Genomic DNA, 19228 nt, shown 5'->3' with positions numbered 1-19228 from the left:
CGACACATTTACCCAAGTTGGGGAGAGAGGAGGGGTTGTGTCGCCGCTTTGCTTTATACCAATTAGCATAAGAATGTGCTCATTCTTACTGGTTAAAATCACTTATAACTTCGTCAGAAATTTTGTAGGTAGAACAACTAGCTAGCTGCAATTTCCGCCTTGTTCTAAGCGATTTTTCCTGCGTAATCTCTGATCACCTGTTTATCCTAATTGGTATTACACCGCTATGGGTTATATAGCGATTCTTTATACAAGGTTTTATACCCTGATAGCTTATGCCGCCTTGTTAAGCATGGCTGTTAGGTCAGTTTGCACATCAGTGGTGTTACGCAGACCAAATTGCTCTTCAAGGATTTTTGCTAGGTTTTCAGTTAAGAACGCTGGCGGTGTAGGGCCAGTGCGGATGTTCTTCACACCTAGTGATAGCAGCGTTAGCAATACCACAATCGCTTTTTGCTCGAACCAAGAAAGTACTAGGTGTAGCGGCAGATCGTTAATATCACACTCAAAAATATCTTTAAGTGCTAGTGCTAACTGAATCGCAGAGTAAGCATCATTACACTGACCAATATCCAGCAGGCGTGGAATACCGTTGATATCACCAAAATCTAGGGTATTGAACTTGTACTTACCACAACCTAACGTCAGGATTAATGAATCATCCGGTACTGATTTAGCAAGGTCAGTAAAGTAGCTACGCTCTGATTTATCGCCGTCACAACCACCGATTAAGAAGAAGTTTTTAATCGAGCCATTTTTCACATTTTCAACCACAGTTGGCGCAGCAGCCATTAGGGCGTTGCGGGCGAAGCCTATGGTGATCATGTGTGGGATTTCATCGTACTTGAAGCCTTCAAGCTCAAGCGCTTTATTGATTACGATGCCAAAATCATCGCCTTCAACGTGAGTAACACCAGGCCAGCCAACGATGCTGCGGGTAAAGATGCGATCGACGTAATCACCTACATTCGGGTCGATAATACAGTTAGAGGTCATCACAACTGCGCCAGGGAAAGTACCAAATTCAGACTGCTGGTTTTGCCAAGCGCTACCATAGTTACCAACAAGGTGTGGGTACTTCTTCAGCTCAGGGTAAGCCAGTGCTGGTAACATTTCACCGTGGGTATATACGTTAATGCCCTTACCTTCAGTTTGCTGCAGAATAAGCTCAAGGTCTTTCATATCGTGACCTGAAACCAAAATCGCTTTACCAGCGACACTCTTAGTGTTCACTTGCGTTGGCTCAGGGTGACCAAACGCAGCTGTTTCACCACTATCTAGCATTTCCATCACGCGGTAGTTCAGCTGGCCGATTTCCATTGCGGTGTTAAATAGCTTGTCAGCATCCGCTGAATCTTCACCAACAAAGGTCATAATTTCGTGGAACTTGGCAGCCACATCGCTATCAACTTGATCAAGGACGCGAGCATGCTCCATGTACGCAGCAGCGCCTTTTAGGCCATATAAACAAAGTAAACGCAGACCTAAAATGTCTTCGTGAACATCACCACGGTTAGGCAATGCTACAGGTGCTTGCTCTAGCATTTCTAACTGAGTTGCCGCTAGATTTAGCTCACCTTGATTTGGCACTTCAACTGGAGTTTGACCGTTCGCTTCACAAGCTGCAACGTAAGCTGCTTTTAACTCTTCACGGTATGCTTGAGCTTGACGAGCATAGTCAGTAATACGCGCATCATCAAAGTTCACGTTAGTTAAGGTTGCGAAGAATGCCTTCGGCACAAAGGTATCTACATCCGCATTGATAATGCCAAATTCACGGGCTTTCACTGCATAAGCTGACACGCCTTGCAGCATATAGATAAGTAAGTCTTGAAGATCTGAAGTTGAAGCTAATTTGCCGCACATACCTTGCGCATAGTTACAGCCATTACCTTCTGGGGTTCTAATCGTTTGTTCACACTGCACACAAAACATAATCACACACTCCTATATCATGCATATTATTTACATGTTTTAAGGCGAGTCTACTCTCAAAGGCTTTTTCGCAACAGAACTTTCTAGGGTAAATGTGCCAAACTTTGATTCAAATCAATTTAAGCGATTTCGCATCTAACGCTTATAGTTTGTTTTATATGGATTTTTATAAGTTACGGCAAAATAGAACTGTATCAAGACTGATACTTTTGCCTGACAGGTGGGGAAAACAGTTAAGCTATTATTCGCGGGTTAGCCAGCCTAATTGACATTAACAGACTGATATTGCGCCGAATATAATTCTCCAGAATAGGAATCAGTAAGCTCAGAAATATCAAGTTGAGGGCTGGTACTAAGGTTCCAAACTAAACCCATTAGCGCTAGTAAAGTCAGCAGCGCCGTTAAAGCATAACGAAAGCTAAAACCAGAATGACGGAGTCGCTTAATAGAACAAAACAGCGCGACGCCCCAACAAATAGCAGCCCCAAGCAACATGGCGACACCGAGAAATGCAGCCAGTCCAAAAGGTAGGTTATAGACCATTAGCAACGTCACCATGGTGAACATGCCAAAGTATAGCGCCACTCCTAAGGCTGCAAGCAACCAAGGGCTAGACTCTGTGTGACGCAGAAAAACTTTCATCGACATTCCTCTAAAACAGCTTGCTATAGCTAAGGTAAACGCTAGCTAGAATTCATCACCAACAAATAAAGTCTCGAGCTAAATGCGTATTTATAGCTAGGGTCTGTTGATCTTTGCTGATTAGAATTTGTTCGAATTAAAAGCACTTTAATCAAGACGCGAGCTATGCAGTTTAGTCGACTAAACAAGTGGCTCGTAACGCAGAGTAAAGCGCTTTTAAACGAACCTTTCAGGCAGCGCTTGTTGTCATTTCTACTGCGTTAACGACTTATCATGTGGAACAACCACACATCAAAGTCTTTGCCTTGTATAAACGTCCAACAAGCAGCTGCAAAAATAATCTTGAAAGGTCAACAGACCCTATTTGGTTAGCGATGAATATAAGTAAGGAAAGTTAACTGAAGCTTATCAACTGGATTAATTTGCGTTAATTGTGGGCTAATCGTGCGCTAGGCACAAAACGCCATTAACCCAGTTGATTTAATTCTTAAAGAGGGAGGTTAGTCATCGGCAATAAACAGATGAATTTGACGTTGCAATGCTTTGTCATCTTGTCTGCCATATTGCACTAATAGGTCATCACGACCATCGCCGTTAACGTCTGATACCGACAACATTGAGCCTTCAGTTGGCAAGGTAAAATTGAGTTGGTGACTCTTACGCGAAAACGGCTGACTACCCGATTGACCGACAAATATCTTAAGCGTGTCATCACTGTCAGACAATAATAACTCTTTAAAGCCATCACCGTTAATATCGGCTAGTGCCACAATTGGCTCACCACTTTGCCCTGAGGTTAAGCTAAAGTTGAGCTCAACCTGCTCTGACTCATTGGCTTTTTTAGGAAACTTACTGTTGGCATCCATCTTAAACACGTACACATCTTGATCTATGCTGCCAGACAACAACGCGCCGATAATTTGCGACACGCCAATATCAAAGCCTGATACCACCACTTCATCAATCTTATCGTTGTCGAGATCGCTAAAGCGCAGCCCAGTTAAGGTGCCATCCGCGCGAATAACAGTAGCGGCCTCGCGACCGAAATTAATGCTTGCTTGTTGGGTCTCGCCAACGAGCTGCTTGCTGCCAAGGTACACTTCATAGTCATTACTGCGATCAAACACGCCGGAGCTTTTGGTGTAACGCACCACAAGGTCGGTAATACCATCGCCGTTAATATCTTTAATCTGCTCTACTTTACGATACAACAAATCACTTTGGTCTAACTGCCGGCCATAAGCGTCACGCTTATTCCACCAGTTAATACCACTAATAGGCTGACTCACAGCAACAAAGTTAGCCACACTGTCGAAACTGCCATCATCAAGCTGATGATAAACTTCAAGCATACCCTCACCGACTCGAACTAAATCTGGGCGAGCATCGAAGTTCATATCGGCGGAGAACACTTCAGGGCGACTATACTCAGCGCCGCTACGGGTCACTTCAACTATCGGTTTTAACGGCACGGATTGCTTTTGCAAACTGCCATCTTCCTGAGCAAGCAACAAATGGCTTTGGGTAAAATCACTTAAAAATACATCGCCATAACCGTCGCGGTTAATGTCATAGGCGAAACGGCCTCGAGCAATATAGTCTGCATTATCAGTCACAGTGATTGAGCTAATATCAGCAACTTTTTCTAACTGGCTACTAGTATCTAACTGACTGCTAAAAGCGTCTGAGCGAGGAACATATTGATAAAGGCTATCAGCCGTGGTGAAAAACAGCTTTTGTTGTTTGTTCTTGCTACTAGGGTGAGCTTGCGGATCATTTTCGGCTTGGTAAACGTCATAGCGCAGCAGATCATTGGTCAGCAGCATACGATCTAGCTCCACCAGCTTGTTGCCTTGATAACCATAAACCATCAAGTAACGCTGGTAGCTGTCATTCACACCAACAGCAATCAGCTCTTTTCCTGGCTGAGGTAGTACATTGGCGCTAATCACCGCTTGTGTCAGCTCAATATCAGCATTGAGCTTGTAGTCGTTAAACGCAATAGCCAGCGCTGGGTTCGCAACGGTGCTCGCAGCCAGCCCCAAACTCATCACACCCAGCGCGACCAACATTGGCTTAACCTTATCGCTCACAGTCAGTCGGCTACTACACACGGCTGATTTTTCCATTGCTTACCCCTAAATTCGAATATTCACTTACTCTTAACAAAATACTTTACCTTAATCGGTTAACTTATACACAAGTGAATTGTTACTAATTAAAACATTTACTTATTACCGATTATCGTTCTGTAATTCAGAGACTTAGCATTGTGACTAAGCTCTAAAAACTCAGTAAAGAGACTACGCAATGCCATAAATAGTCTTACTATAGCGCTTCACTAATTGAGAGGGTTCTAAAATGAAAATCAGCGCACGTAATACACTAAGCGGTAAAGTAAAAGCGATTTCAGAAGGTTCAGTAAACAACGAAGTTGTGATTGAACTAGCACCAGGTGTTGAAATTACTTCAGTAGTAACCAAAGCGTCTTGTGAGCACCTAGGTCTAACCGTTGGTGGCGACGCTTACGCTATCATCAAAGCAAGCAATGTAATGGTTGCTGTAGACTAGTTTAGTCGCTTCACTCTAGTGCAAGAAAGCTAGTACACAGTAGTACAGAAAGCCTTGCACAAACAGTTGAAAAGGCACTTCAGTAAAGTCGCTGGCACTCGCCTGCGGCTTTTTTTGTTTTCTGCACATACCCCAGCTCAACTCGCACACAGCGAGCGATGCGAAACTAGCTCTCTTAAGTAGAAGATTTTGCGGTTACAAGTCGCTCATTGACACATAGTTAGAGATAGCTCGCATTTCCATTAGCAATTGATTGAATAACATCAACAGTTGACCAACAATTGAGCTAATACAAGCGAATACCTACAAAGTGGTATTCACTTTACTCTAAAAGTGAAAGGGCTGTAATTCACGTCCAAAATGGAATTTAGACTTAATAAAATAAATATAATGACATGACTCAAACAAACCTTAACAAAATCAAAGATCTTGATGTATTTGAGCTATTCGTATTCAAGTATATATTCGAGCACAAGCACGCCAATAATGTTGCTAAACTACTGAATGTTTCGGCGCCTAAAGTCAGTCGTAGTTTAAGCAATTTACGCAACACCTTTGATGATGAACTCTTCTATCGACGACAAGCCGAGCTAAAACCTACTCCCGTCGCCAACGGCCTCTACGACAGCATTTGCGAGTTTTGCCGTATCGTTGAAAAATTGGAAACGCCGGTGACACCAGCTCAGGCTACGCAAGAAGAGCAAGTGCTGCATATTGCGGTGCCGCAAATCTTATTTACTGGTATAGCAAGAAGCCTAAAACATGCTCAAGACCAAGGCAGAATAACTAAAGTACGTTTGCACTCATGGCATGAGAACACGGCTGACGACATCTACAACGGTAAACTGGACTTTGGTGTTGGTTTTGAAAATGCGCTTAGCAAAGAGCTAACCATCGCTCCCTTGGGGCACTTACAAGCTTTGTGTGTGGTTGGAGCAGAAGATCACCCAATTTGGTCTCAACATGAAAATGTCAGACTCGAACACTTAACCGAATACCCCTTCATTTATATTGCTGAAGCAGGCTTTAACGATAAAATCGATCCTTTCGAATTGTATTGTCGCAACCATGGCCTGACTCCAGCCAAAATAGAAAGCGTTTCGCGAAGAGAAGAATGGTATAGCCACATGCTGAATATGGGCAGCTTGTCATTTCTCACACCAGTAGAAGCCGACTTTTATAAAGATGTACCTTCTATTCATACCGAACGGTTATTAGATAAAGACTACTTCTCACTGCATGGTAGACAGCATGGTCCAATGCTGCATTTCATTGAAACCCAAAAACAATATCGCCACTACAACAGCAAGCAACGCGAAGCCATTGCTGACGTTATTCGTCACGCCATTATTACCAAGCCTCATTAAACTGATAAGCAAAATACATGATTTCAGTTTACAGAATTATTGATTCTGTAAACTGAAATTTGCGTATCTAAATCTTTAATTCACAGTCACAAGTTAACAACCAAAAACTTACGTTTTAAGGTTATTTTAATCATAGTTATCCTGCAGAAAACAAAAAATACCTAAAAAGGGATACTGCTATGATGAGACATAAAAAATCACTTCTCGCACTTGCGTTGATCACGGCATTCAGCATGACCGCATGTAGCGATGGTGAAGATGGTAAAAACGGTGAAAATGGCGAAAACGGTGAGAATGGTGAAAACGGCCTTCCAGCGGGTTCATTTACTGAACATGTTGCCACTGCTGCCGACTTTAAATTAACACTAAATCCAAACGACATTGTGGTGGTTGGCAGTGAACCATTCGCTTTGAAGTTTTCGGTCACAGGCAAAACTGAGCAAGGCAAAGAAGTACCCTTCATGGGCCTTGATAAGATTGCTATCTATGTAACCAACCAGTATGAAAATACTGCAGAAGGTGGCGCGCCATATTTATGGCAGAACAACGCCATGGCAAACGATGCTGGTTACTCTATGTACTGTACCCCTGAAGGCAAGACAATTTCTTGGGGCAATGAAGTTAACGCTTGTACTTTAGTTGAAGACACAGAAAACCCAGGTACCTATACAGGAACATGGGAGCATGATGGTACAGCTCCGATTGTACTGGCAGATGGCAACGCAAATAACCTGCATCGCATAATGGTGCGTAGCTACAATGTGACTGATTTTTCAGGCAGCGGCATTTCCGACAAGCTTCTTTCAATGCCTGTAGATTTTATTCCCGCCACTGGTGAACTAGCAGTATCAATGAAAGATGCAGTGTCTAACGAAGCTTGTATTAAGTGTCACGCAAGCCTTGATGGGTTCGCTGAGGACGATAGCCGTATTGCAAATGTCCATGCCCACCACAATTATCAAGAAGTAGACAACTGTATCGCCTGTCATAACCCTGCGATTGCCGCCGATCAAAACGACCCAGACAAGGGCTATAACCCTAACTGGAACGCTATGATCCATACGATTCACGCCGGTCACCATTTAGATTTACAAGGTGAAGCAAAAGAAGAGTTTGGTGAAGTCGGTTTCCCTGATGAACTTCATGAGTGTACCGCTTGTCACGACAATGGCATGCAATGGCAAGAAAACATCTATGCTGAAGCATGTGTATCGTGCCACACCAACATCGACTTTGAAACTGGCGACAACCATGCTGGTATCATCCCTGGTGGTGACGAAGCATGTATCTTATGTCACGGTTCAGGTAGCTTAAGTCCAGCAGTAGCTCACCAAGTAGGCCAGCGTGAAGAAGCACAAGGTAACTTCGTCATTGATATTCAATCAGTGGAAGTACAAGATTCAACAACGGCTGACATGAGCAATCTTGTGGTCACCTCAAAAGTCACCATGAATGGTGAAGCGCTAGATGCAACTACCTACGCAGAGATCACCGATTACATGACTAATGCTAATCGTCCATTCCTACTGGGTAAACTCAACCCTGAAACAGGGGCAATTGCACACGGCTATGGTAGTGACGGTTTATTCCGCCCTGCATTTACAGGTGGTACTCTAGCTGATGGTGGCATGCTAACAATTAGCCAAGAGTTCGCAACAGCGCTACTTGAAGGTCCTATCTACGCGACTGCAGAAGTTCAGTTATGTGCTACCCAAACCAAGATTGTTAAGTGTGATTCTGACGCTTACCAACTTGCAGTAGCAAACACAGCCGAAACTAAGTACTTCAACCTAACTGATGCAAATGCTGACCCGGTAATGACACGTATTACTGACCCTGAGCGCACCACAGTGAGCGAAGCTAAGTGTAATGCTTGTCATGGTAACTTAACCCACATTAAAGGCTCTCACGGTGTCACTGAGTTTAGTCAATGTGTCGTTTGTCACAGTGAAAACAAAGGCAGTGTTCCAAGCTATCACCCAACAGTAACTTACAAAACTGATGACGTGGATGCGGATGGCAACGCTATTTGGGCTGAAGTGCCAGGTCTAACATTCGCCAACCGCGACCTAGTGACAGTGGCTCACCGTTTCCACAATGCTCGTTGGGACGACACACCACTTGTTTACCGCGATGCAGAGGGCACACTACATGGATACCCAGCGCCTGAGGCAGACTGTCATGCTTGTCACAAAGAAGACAGCACGCTATTTGCAGCTGACGGTGGCTTAACATCTGGTAAGCGCGCAATTGAAACAGATGCAGGTTTTATCTCACCTGTCGCCGAATCATGCCGCAGCTGTCACGTGAAAGAGTCAGCTCTTGCTCACTTCAAGAGTAATGGTGCTTACGTTCAAGATGATGCAGCTACCACAGCAGACTTACCAATTGAGTCTTGTGCAACTTGTCACGCGGAAGGTAAAACTTATGGCGTAGATGTTGTGCACAACGGTAGCGCAGCGCACTAGGGTGAACCTTACCTTAAACATCTTGGAGCAGCTTCATCCCTGCGGCGGCTCCAATTTGTAAGATAACGTGGCATCACCCGCCGTTCATCAGCGTTATCTTCCAAACGCCTCGGTCCCCACTGAGGCGTTTTTCCTTTCAACGCTCTGTCTCTATCAGTAATAGGTCACCCTCACTGGGGCCCAAAACGGCAAACAGTGCGAAAACTTATAGATTTAAATCATGTAATTACGCCCTTTGAACTTGACTTAAATTCAATTCAACAAAAACGCAGAGCGTGATCTAAATCACGCATAAATATAAAGCTGAGACATTCTGTCTTTTCACACATTAAACAGGGATCGCAATCATAAATCTGCCGTGCATTTTTGTGACCCAAAGCACAAAACCTCACCAGTTTGATTTACATCAAGTCTTAGTTCAAAGCTCAGCCCTATATTGGAACAAATGGATACAAATTAACCCATGTTCAATGATCAGAAGGTTAGCTTATGGACACCCACTCAGCGCTCTACCAACAAGGTAAAAAACGCCTCGAATACCTACGCCAATTCGCGCCTAGGCAGCAAGTTTCACTAGAACAAAAAATGCAAGAAGCGGGCATCACCCGCCGTGAATTCATTCAATGGACTGGTGCCGTCACCGCTATGCTGGCACTGCCACTACCCTTTAGTACCCTAGTTGCTGAAGCGGCAGAATTAGCCGACCGCGTGCCGCTAATTTGGTTGCACATGGCCGAATGTACTGGCTGCTCAGAGTCGTTAATTCGCACCGACACCCCTAATCTCGACACCCTCATTTTTGACCATATCTCCCTTGAGTACCATGAAACGCTCATGGCTGCAGCGGGCTGGCAAGCAGAGGAAAACCTTGAGCACGCCCTTGCTGAGTATCAAGGTCGTTACTTACTTGCGGTTGAAGGCGCGGTGCCAACAGCCAACAATGGCGCTTACTTAACCGTAGGTTGTAAGGGACATACCGGACTGCACATTGTTAAAGAAGCAGCAGAGCACGCTGCGGCAATTATCTCTGTGGGCACGTGTGCAGCATTCGGTGGTATTCAAGCTGCACATCCAAACCCGACGGGTGCCAAAGGTGTTGGCGCCGTGGTCAACAAACCCGTGATTAACCTCGGCGGCTGCCCGCCAAGTGAGAAGAACATTGTCGGCACTCTGATGTACTTCATCATGTTCGGTAAATTGCCTGCACTCGATATGTTTAACCGTCCTAAATGGGCATATGGTGCACGCGTACATGACAACTGTGAACGCCGCGGCCGCTTTGATGCTGGTGAATTTGTTGAAACCTTTGGTGATGAAGGAGCCAAACAAGGCTACTGCCTCTACAAGGTTGGCTGTAAAGGCCCTTACACCTATAACAACTGCCCTACTGAGCGCTTTAACCATCACACCAGCTGGCCAGTACTGGCAGGTCACGGCTGCATGGGCTGCTCTGAGCCTAACTTCTGGGATGACATGGCAGACTTTGAACGCCCACTAGGCAGACAACTACTACATGGCATAGACGCAACAGCCGACACCATAGGTGCCGTCATTTTAGGCGCAACCGTTGTGGGTATTGGTGCTCACGCTGTCACTAGCCTTTTCGCTAAGCCATTGGAGGAATAAACATGAGTAATCGCGTCGTTATCGACCCTATCACCCGTATCGAAGGTCATTTACGTGTAGAAGTTGAGGTTGATGAAAACAACACCATTACTAAAGCCTGGTCCTCATCGACACTTTGGCGAGGCATTGAGGTCATCCTCAAAGGCCGCACACCAATGGATGTTGGCTTAATTGTGCAGCGTATTTGTGGGGTATGTACCTACTCGCACTACCGCTGCGGTACTGAAGCGGTTGAGAATGCATTGGGTGTTGAAATTCCGCTAAACGCTAAATACCTGCGCTCGCTCATGCAAACCTCGCTGTATATGCATGATCATATTGTGCACTTCTATCATCTGCATGGTTTGGACTGGGTTGATGTTGTGTCAGCGCTTAGCGCAGACCCAGCATTGGCAGCTCAGGAAGCACTGAAATACACCGCCAATCCGATTGCGGCAGGTGAAGGTGAGCTTAGAGCCGTTCAGGAACGTGTAAAAGGCTTGGTTGAAACCGGCAAGCTTGGCCCATTTGCCAATGCTTACTGGGGCAACGGTACCTATAAGTTCACTCCTGAGCAGAACCTAATTGCGGTTTCTCACTACTTAAAAGCACTTGAAGTACAACGTGTTGCGGCTGAAATGCTGGCTATCTTTGGTGGTAAGTCACCGCATCCACAATCCCTTGTGGTGGGTGGTGTGACAGCAATTCGTGACATGCTCAGCCCAGCGCGCCTGCAAGAATGGAAGCAAAAACACGCCATTGTTCATGACTTTATTATCCGCGCTTATAAAGCCGATATCGTCATGGCGGCAGCGGCATTTGGCAATGAGCCATCGGTACTTGGCGGCGTTAACGTTAACAGCTTCTTGGCCACCAGCGACTTCATTCTTGCCAATGGTGAGTACATGTTCGACTCAGGTGTGATCATGCACGGCGATTTAGCAGGCGTGAGTGATATCGACCCTGACTCAATTAAAGAAGATGTAACCCACGCTTGGTACAAAGCCGATAGTGCTCAGCACCCGTACGATGGCACCACAGAGCCTAACTACACGGGCTTTGTTGAGCGCGATACGGTTTACGGCAAACTGCCAACAGTAGATGGCGATGGCAAATACTCTTGGGTGAAATCACCTCGTTACAAAGACGAGCCTGTCGAAGTTGGCCCATTAGCATCTCTACTTGTGAGCTATGCTCGCGGTAACAAAGTCGTCGTTGATGCAGTGAATGGCTTACTGCAAGCCACAGGCCTGCCAATTGAAGCACTATTCACCACCCTTGGTCGCACCGCAGCGCGCATGCTACAAACCGTGATTGTCGCTGAAGAAGGCTTAAAAACTTTTGAAGCTATGCTTGTGAATCTGCAAAGCGATGAAAGCACTTATGTCACGCCAGAAATCGACCCAAATACTGACTATGTGGGTCACGCTATGATTGAGGCGCCGCGCGGCATGCTAAGTCACTGGGTACGTATTAAAGGCGGCAAGATTGAGAACTATCAAGCGATTGTGCCAACCACTTGGAACTCAGGCCCAATCGACGCTAACGGCAAAATGGGGCCTTACGAGGCATCACTCATCGGCCTTAAGCTCGAAGATCCAACCAAGCCGCTAGAAGTGATCCGTATTATTCACTCATTCGACCCATGTATGGCCTGTGCAGTACATGTGATGGACTACAACAAGCAAACCCTGGGTCAGTTCCGTATCGACCCTAACAGTTTGTAATTGACAGCAAACTATGGGGAAGGAGGGATTATGGCTACTACAGCAACCCATACTCGGCAGCTAATATTCACGCCTGCCATTAGGATATTTCACTGGCTTAGAGCACTCGCCATCTTAGTGTTAGTGCTCACCGGGTTTTACTTGTCTTGGCCATTTTTGGTGGCTCCTGCCACCAACGACATCCAGGTGCAAAGCTATATTCGCTTTGCCCATGTGGTGTTCGGCTTTGTGCTTACGGCCATCACCATTGTGCGTTTTTACTTGTTTTTCTTTTCTAGAAACGATATCGAGCGCCGCTCGTTTAAAGACGTAATGAGCCTTAATAGCTGGATAGTGCAGCTTAAGTCTTATATCTGGATGGGGCACTTAAACAAAGCCGGTATTTACGGTCCACTGCAATTTGTGACCTATGTAGCAATATCATTCGTCGCTTTGTTTATTTGCATTACAGGTCTAGTTCTATATGCCAATGTTTACCATGAAGGACTTGGCGGCGCGCTGTGGGACGTATCAGCTTGGTTCACCGCGCAAATGGGTGGTCTCGCCAACATTAGAATTTGGCACCACTACCTCACCTGGGCATTTATTGTGTTTGTGGTGATTCACGTTTACATGGCGGTTTGGTCAGGTATTCGCTTTAAGCACAACTCAGTGGACTCGATCGTCTCGGGTTATGACTATCATAAGGACCATTAATACTAGTGAGTAACATATTATTGCTAGGTATTGGTAATGTATTGTACGCCGACGAAGGTGTCGGCGTGCACTTTACTAATTACATCAAGGACAAATACCAATTTAGACATACAGAGCACCAGCTCGATATTATCGATGGCGGCACCCTTGCGCAGGGGCTTATTCCACTTATTAGTCGTTACGACAAGCTGATTATTGTCGATACCGTTAATTGCACCACCGCCAACCCTGGCGAAGTTTACTTTTTCGATTTTGACCAAGCGCCAGCTGAAATTGACTGGCAAGGCAGCGCCCATGAGGTAGAAATGCTGCAAACCCTAACCATGATGGACATGGTAGGTGACCGCCCACAAACCCAAGTATTAGGCGTAGTACCCACCGTAATTGAACCTATGACGCTCGGGCTTACCCCATCACTCCACGCTGCGATTCCGCTTATGGAGCGCACGCTTATCAACTACCTTGAGCAGCTTGGATTCAATACACAAGCGCAAACTCAGATCACCATTGATGAGGTGATCCCCGATGCATATAAACGAGGTGGCAATCATGCAACATCTGATTCAGTTTGAGTTTATTTGCTCACAAGCGGTGCCGCTCTATGACCACTTATGTCAGCAGTACCAGCAGCACCCTAATGTCGAGATCCACACCGCGCAAATTATCGACGAGAAATTCAATTGTCGCTATATATTAGAAGCTGACGGTGCACTGGCTGACTTAGAGCAGCTCGCCGATGATATTGCAGCGGATTTCCTGCTATCTGTTTGGCTGCTCGACACCAAAATCACCCTTCTGGAGCAACCACAACTAGCAGCAAACAACACAAACCAGCAGAAAGCCAGCGAGCAACAAGCAAGTCATCAGTTTGCTCCGCTTAATTTTTGCCAGCACTGCCAGCCACAATTTGCCGATAACCAACACTCGCAATTCGGTAATATCGATTTAGCCTGTGAACATTGCGGCGGCGAGACTAAACTGTCGGTCACCGAACGCGCCCTTACTACACAAGATATTTTTGCCTTTGCAGATCTGCTGCTCGATAAGCAAACCTTGCACTTACCAGATGACAACATGACGTTATCGATTGCTCAGCCTGGCAATGTGATGGAGCGCCCAGCAATTATCGTGTGTAACCCTAATGCGCTTAATGGTTATTTCAATGTCACTGAGCAACAAGTATTAGCACTATCAAGCATTGAAAAGCCTTGCTTAAAGCTGCACACCAATGAATCAGGTATGCGTTGCATCAAAGCCCCATTAGTCGACGTGCAATTTGCCGACTCTCGCTTAATGGCAATCTTGTGTGAGCGTCTGCGCCAAAAAGGCATTAATTGGCTGTATAGCCATTCAAATCAACCTGGGGAGCATCACGGTAATCCACCACTAAAACTTGCCTGGATAAACCAACGTTGGGTTGCTAAGCAACAAGTTGCTGCAGGTCAATGTATTAGCCAGTTCCCAGCACTACACGATGAAGCGCAATCGCTGATCAGCAACCTGGCTTACACAGCAACAAGCAAAGGCAGCAGCAAGTTCATCCGCTGGCAAGCTATGCATACTCAAAACCAAGAGGTATTGCCTAAAACCCACGCAGCGCAATGCGCTATGCTAGCGGGACTACAGGCACAAACGCCGCCACCTAAATGCAAAAAGCCCAAAAATGCCGCTGTGTTGTTTTTCAGCCGCTATCAAGCCAGCCAAATTGTCAGCCTCGATGGTCAAGGGCAAACCGAGCTATTCTTCGAGCTAGCGGCGATGCCAAGCTCAGGTTATGAGATTTGCCACTTGCTAAGTCAAAGCCGCGAAAATGCCCTACTGGATAAGTTCAAGCAAGCTTATCCTGAATGCTACACCGCGCTGCTTGATATTGAGCTCACCACTCATTCGCAATCACTTACCAGCTTTATGGCGGTTGCGGCTGCGATCATTGGCTGCAAAATCCACCACGACTCACCGGAGTCAATCACCCAGCAATTGGCCGACAGCTTTGTCGCAGATGCTGCTGCGTATCGTGGCAATAATGCACCGCGAGTGGACTTCCCACTCACTAAGGGCGAGGCGCACCGCAGTATTAACTGGTGTAAAACCTTGGGTACCTTGATGAGTTTTCGCCTAGCCGGTGAAACCGATACCAAGATGCTGGCGTTTGCTTTCCATGACTCGCTCGCTGACTACCTAAGCAACTGGATTGAGCATGTGGATCAAAATATCGGCGTGCAACATCTAGTGCTTGCCGGTAGTGAATTCGACAATCCCGTGCTGGCACAGCGGATTAATTTGCGCATTGGTAACAACACACCAATTTTGGTGAACCATCAATTAGATCTAGAAGGTGCAAATTTAGCAGTCGGAGGCATTTTTCTTGCGCAACGTCGACGTAAATAACAAATAAAGCAGACAAAATGGTATCCAGTGTTATTTACCCACGCCATTTGCGACTTATTCGGCATAAGTTTCGAAAAGGAACAGGCAATCACAAATGGCGAGCATGGCAAGGAAATTAGATGATCAAAGAGCAGGTAAATATTTTTATTAAAGGCATAGTACAAGGGGTGGGATTCCGCCCGTTTGTGTTTCGCCTTGCCGATGAGTTTAATCTCAAAGGCACTGTGCTCAATGATCATCGTGGCGTGTCGATTGTGTTTCAAGGTGAAGCCGCTTTGCTCAATCAGTGCCTAGTCAAACTCGAGCAAAGCCCGCCGCCGCTGGCACGCATCGACAGTATCGACACTCATTACAATTGCATCGACACTGAGTTTGACAGCTTTAGCATCATCGAAAGCGATAAGGGTGATGAACAAGCCGTTGTGGCATTGTCAGCCGACAAAAGTACTTGTAATGACTGTTTGGATGAAATGCGCGACCCAAGTAATCGCCATTACCTTTACCCGTTTACCAACTGCACCAATTGCGGCCCACGCTACAGCATTATCAATGCCCTGCCCTATGACAGACACAACACCTCAATGGCAGACTTTGAGATGTGCGCTGAGTGCGCTAAAGCCTATAAGAATCCAATGGATCGCCGCTATCACGCTCAACCCGTGAGTTGCCCCAATTGCGGCCCTAAACTCACCATCTGTGAGCTTAGCTATGATGCGCCAAGCCAAACCACCCGAATCCTCAACACAGTAAGTGACAACATCATTGAGCAAACCGCTAACTTACTTGAACAAGGAAAAATCCTGGCGATTAAAGGTTTAGGCGGATTTCATTTGGTGTGTGATGCCACCCAAGATAAAGTGGTTAATCTGTTGCGCCAGCGCAAACAACGCCCTGCAAAACCGCTGGCAGTGATGGTGAAAGATCTTACTCAAGCCAAGTTGTACGCCACAGGTACTGACGCAGAATGGCAACTACTGCAAAGCGCAGAAAAACCCATTGTAGTAATGGATAAATACGCGCCAGTAACTAACGATGCTCAACTAAGCGACGCTGTGGCACCCTTGCTAAGCGAAGCTGTGGCACCCAAGTTAAGCAATGCTATTGCGCCAGGCATCGACCGTATTGGTTTATTCTTACCTTACACGCCGCTACACCATCTATTGATGCAAACCTTTGGCAAACCAATTGTCGCCACTAGTGCTAACCGTAGCGGCGAGCCCATTATCTGCAGCGCTGACGACATCATTGACGGGCTTGGGCATGTGGTTGATGCCATTGTTGACCATAATCGCCCTATCATTAACGCCTGTGATGACAGCGTAGTGCAATTGGTAGATGACCAACTGCAGGTTATTCGCCTTGCTCGGGGTTATGCACCGTTAACGCTTCCTACAGGTAAAGTAGAGCTTGCTAACAAAGCAGTATTAGCCGTTGGCGGTCAGCAAAAAAATGCCGTCGGTTTTGCCTTTAAACACAATCTTATTTTGTCACCGCATATTGGTGATTTGTTCTCCCTTGAAGCTCAAAGCTATTTTGACCGCAGCCTAGCAACCTTTAAACGCTTATATGACTTCAAACCAACAGAGTTAGTAAGCGATAAACACCCTGAGTATGCGCCAAGCCAGTGGGCACAAAACTACCACCAGCAAACCAAAACACCCGTAACTAAGGTGCAACACCACTATGGTCATGTACTCGCAATAATGGCTGCCAACCAAAGCACACAAACAGTATTAGGTTTTAGCTTTGACGGCACAGGACTTGGCGACGACCTAGAGTCAGGCGAAGGCTCAAGCAAATGCCTTTGGGGCAGCGAAGTCATGCTCGCCAATACTGACTCATACCAAATACTGGCGCACTTTAGCGAATTTAAACTGATTGGTGGCGAGCAAGCGATCAAGCAGCCAGTGCGGATTCTATTAGCCTTGCTGTTCGATGTGCTGCCGTTAGAGCAAATTCGAGCGTTGCCGATCAAGGCAATTCAAGCGCTGTCAGACAACCAACTAAACAACCTTTACAAACTGTGGCAAAACCCAAATCACGGCATTATGTGCCGCTCGGTTGGGCGACTATTCGATGCCATGGCAGTGGCGCTTAATTTGATTGAAACCAATCAATTTGAAGGCCAAGCAGGCATGTTAATTGAGGCGCAGGCCAAACAAGCAGCCTTGGTTTTAGATAATAGCCAAAGCCTGTCACAGCGGGAGCTAGCAAACTCGTATATACAACTAGAGTCAACCCAATATTCTGCCGCTAACACGGCTATCTCTAATGAGCATGATCAGATTATTTGTTGGAGCTCGCAGCAAGTGTTTAAGCAAGTGGCTGACGCGCTGTTAACCGCTAGTACTAACAATGACAGTAGTGACAGCGATGACTGTAATGACAACAACGAGTTATGCCAACAAACCAGTGCCAGCCTTTGTCTGCAATTCATTAATATGCTGGCAGCGGCTGTGACTCAAGTAAGTAATGAGCACAAACAACTCGCGCATGTATTTTGTGGCGGCGTATTTCAAAACAAGGTGCTGCTGAAACAATGTTTACAACATTGTCAGCAGCATCAACGACAAGTTTTAGCAAGTCAGCAAGTCCCCGTAAGTGATGGCGGACTTGCTTTAGGGCAGCTCTGGCATGCCATTCACCAGTAAGTTACTTAACGCGCTTTGATTTGCTTTAACCGACTCTCAGTTTCTTGAGTCAGTTAAATAATCAAGCAGTTAAGATTCAAGCAGTAAAAAGGAAGATATGATGAAAAAGCTTATTTCGACCGCAGCACTCGCTGCTATTTCTACTAGCGCACTCGCACATGAAGGCCACGGCGGTGTGGGGCTATTCCACCACGTTGCCGAGCTAGTACCGGCCATTGCACTAGTCGCAATCGTTGCCTTTGTAATTTGGAAACGCTCAGAGTAATTGCTTATACAAGATGACACTTATCCCCTGTGTTATGCCAGGGGATTTGCTACTATTTTTTAACAAATGAACAAGGTACACTCGTTATACCCAAACGACCTCAAGATGCATGTTCAGCGAGAATTGATTGGTTTTCAGGCGCGGCGCTGATTTGATACATAGTTGCTCTACGTTGATAATCAGCAACAAAGTATGAAAGCCAATCAAACTCGCCCTTTGGGAGCCACTCATTAGGTCCATTTCTTTGTTGAAAAGCCTAGAAAGGGAATGCCATTACGTCGACTTTCCGCCTCGAACTGAACCTAATGAGAGGCTCTGCACCCTGTATCTTGAAGTCGCTTGGGTATATTTCGAGTGACCGAGGTTTATATGTTTAAAAAAATAGTGTTGTTTATCGGCAGCTTACTGGCTAGTTCAGCCTACGCTAATGTTTATCAATGTGGTGAAAATCGATTCCAAGATCGCCCATGTGATGAAAACAGCATACCGCTAGACTTAAGCGGCGTTGGTAGCATTGTTGTGCCTCTTGAACGCACGTCTGTTGATTCTGACGAGCCAATGGCTGTCGACCAAGCCAAAGTCACTGATCAAAAAAACCAAATCTCTAGCTATATCCGTCGTCAACAAATCAACCGCGACATCGACAAGCTAAAACGCGATCGTAAGCGTGTGCTGCAAAATCGTGATAAACAAATCACTCAATTAAGAAACAGCCGCAATCGCGCCAACAATAACTTAGCTGGTGCAACCTGGGAGCAAAGTTTGGCGCAAGAAATGACCGCAGTGAATCAACAAGCCGACACTGAAGTAGCAACGATTGATCGCCAAATAGAAGCTTACCAAAAGCAGCTTCAAAACCTGCGACCGTAACACTAGCCCAACACCACGCAATTGGTTCGACCAAAAACATCAA

General features: G+C 45.9%; 14 protein-coding genes. 11 read left to right on the top strand and 3 right to left on the bottom strand.

What is annotated here, in order from left to right:
- Positions 1-273: 273 nt before the first annotated feature.
- The 3 genes from hcp to G3R49_RS01265 form a co-directional block, all read right to left on the bottom strand.
- On the bottom strand, positions 274-1935 hold the full coding sequence (hcp, locus tag G3R49_RS01275; RefSeq protein WP_167868876.1) for a hydroxylamine reductase: 1662 nt from the start codon (positions 1933-1935) through the stop codon (positions 274-276).
- A 261-nt stretch (positions 1936-2196) separates the two neighbouring features.
- Entirely contained in the window at positions 2197-2577 is a 381-nt protein-coding gene (locus G3R49_RS01270; protein WP_130599045.1) for a hypothetical protein, read from the bottom strand.
- Between the two features lie 500 nt (positions 2578-3077).
- Positions 3078-4706: a VCBS repeat-containing protein gene (locus G3R49_RS01265; protein ID WP_245335217.1), complete on the bottom strand. Its 1629-nt coding sequence runs from the start codon at positions 4704-4706 to the stop codon at positions 3078-3080.
- 232 nt (positions 4707-4938) lie between these two features.
- Here G3R49_RS01265 and G3R49_RS01260 point away from each other — a divergent pair, with 232 nt between their 5' ends.
- The 11 genes from G3R49_RS01260 to G3R49_RS01210 all read left to right on the top strand — a co-directional run bounded on the left by G3R49_RS01260 (position 4939) and on the right by G3R49_RS01210 (position 19185).
- Positions 4939-5148, top strand: coding sequence for a molybdopterin-binding protein (locus G3R49_RS01260; RefSeq protein WP_130599047.1), 210 nt, complete (start codon positions 4939-4941; stop codon positions 5146-5148).
- Positions 5149-5543: 395 nt separating this feature from the next.
- Positions 5544-6515 carry a LysR family transcriptional regulator gene (locus G3R49_RS01255; protein WP_130599049.1) on the top strand — a complete coding sequence of 324 codons (972 nt, stop codon included), beginning with the start codon at positions 5544-5546 and terminating at the stop codon, positions 6513-6515.
- 179 nt (positions 6516-6694) lie between these two features.
- Positions 6695-8983, top strand: a complete 2289-nt coding sequence (locus G3R49_RS01250) for an OmcA/MtrC family decaheme c-type cytochrome (protein ID WP_167868409.1) — start codon at positions 6695-6697, stop codon at positions 8981-8983.
- A 489-nt stretch (positions 8984-9472) separates the two neighbouring features.
- The gene (hyaA, locus tag G3R49_RS01245; protein ID WP_130599053.1) at positions 9473-10609 is read left to right on the top strand and encodes a nickel-dependent hydrogenase small subunit; all 1137 of its coding nucleotides are present in this window, start codon (positions 9473-9475) and stop codon (positions 10607-10609) included.
- Positions 10610-10611: 2 nt separating this feature from the next.
- Positions 10612-12315, top strand: a complete 1704-nt coding sequence (hyaB, locus tag G3R49_RS01240; protein WP_167868408.1) for a nickel-dependent hydrogenase large subunit — start codon at positions 10612-10614, stop codon at positions 12313-12315.
- A gap of 30 nt (positions 12316-12345) precedes the next feature.
- Positions 12346-13011 carry a Ni/Fe-hydrogenase, b-type cytochrome subunit gene (cybH, locus tag G3R49_RS01235; RefSeq protein ID WP_130599055.1) on the top strand — a complete coding sequence of 222 codons (666 nt, stop codon included), beginning with the start codon at positions 12346-12348 and terminating at the stop codon, positions 13009-13011.
- A 5-nt stretch (positions 13012-13016) separates the two neighbouring features.
- The gene (locus G3R49_RS01230; protein ID WP_167868407.1) at positions 13017-13583 is read left to right on the top strand and encodes a HyaD/HybD family hydrogenase maturation endopeptidase; all 567 of its coding nucleotides are present in this window, start codon (positions 13017-13019) and stop codon (positions 13581-13583) included.
- Complete coding sequence (locus G3R49_RS01225; RefSeq protein ID WP_167868406.1) at positions 13561-15399, top strand: NiFe hydrogenase; 1839 nt, start codon at positions 13561-13563, stop codon at positions 15397-15399. Before G3R49_RS01230 ends, G3R49_RS01225 begins: the two co-directional genes overlap by 23 nt.
- A 119-nt stretch (positions 15400-15518) precedes the next feature.
- Positions 15519-18050, top strand: coding sequence for a carbamoyltransferase HypF (gene hypF, locus G3R49_RS01220; protein ID WP_167868405.1), 2532 nt, complete (start codon positions 15519-15521; stop codon positions 18048-18050).
- A gap of 100 nt (positions 18051-18150) precedes the next feature.
- Positions 18151-18315, top strand: coding sequence for a hypothetical protein (locus G3R49_RS01215; protein ID WP_167868404.1), 165 nt, complete (start codon positions 18151-18153; stop codon positions 18313-18315).
- A 369-nt stretch (positions 18316-18684) separates the two neighbouring features.
- Entirely contained in the window at positions 18685-19185 is a 501-nt protein-coding gene (locus G3R49_RS01210; protein WP_167868403.1) for a hypothetical protein, read from the top strand.
- Positions 19186-19228 lie beyond the last annotated feature (43 nt).

Origin of the sequence: Shewanella sp. WXL01 (genome assembly GCF_012263345.1) — a bacterium.
In the GTDB taxonomy this organism is placed as follows: domain Bacteria; phylum Pseudomonadota; class Gammaproteobacteria; order Enterobacterales; family Shewanellaceae; genus Shewanella; species Shewanella maritima.
Note: the sequence above shows the minus strand (reverse complement) of the source record. Positions and strands in the feature narration are given on the sequence as shown.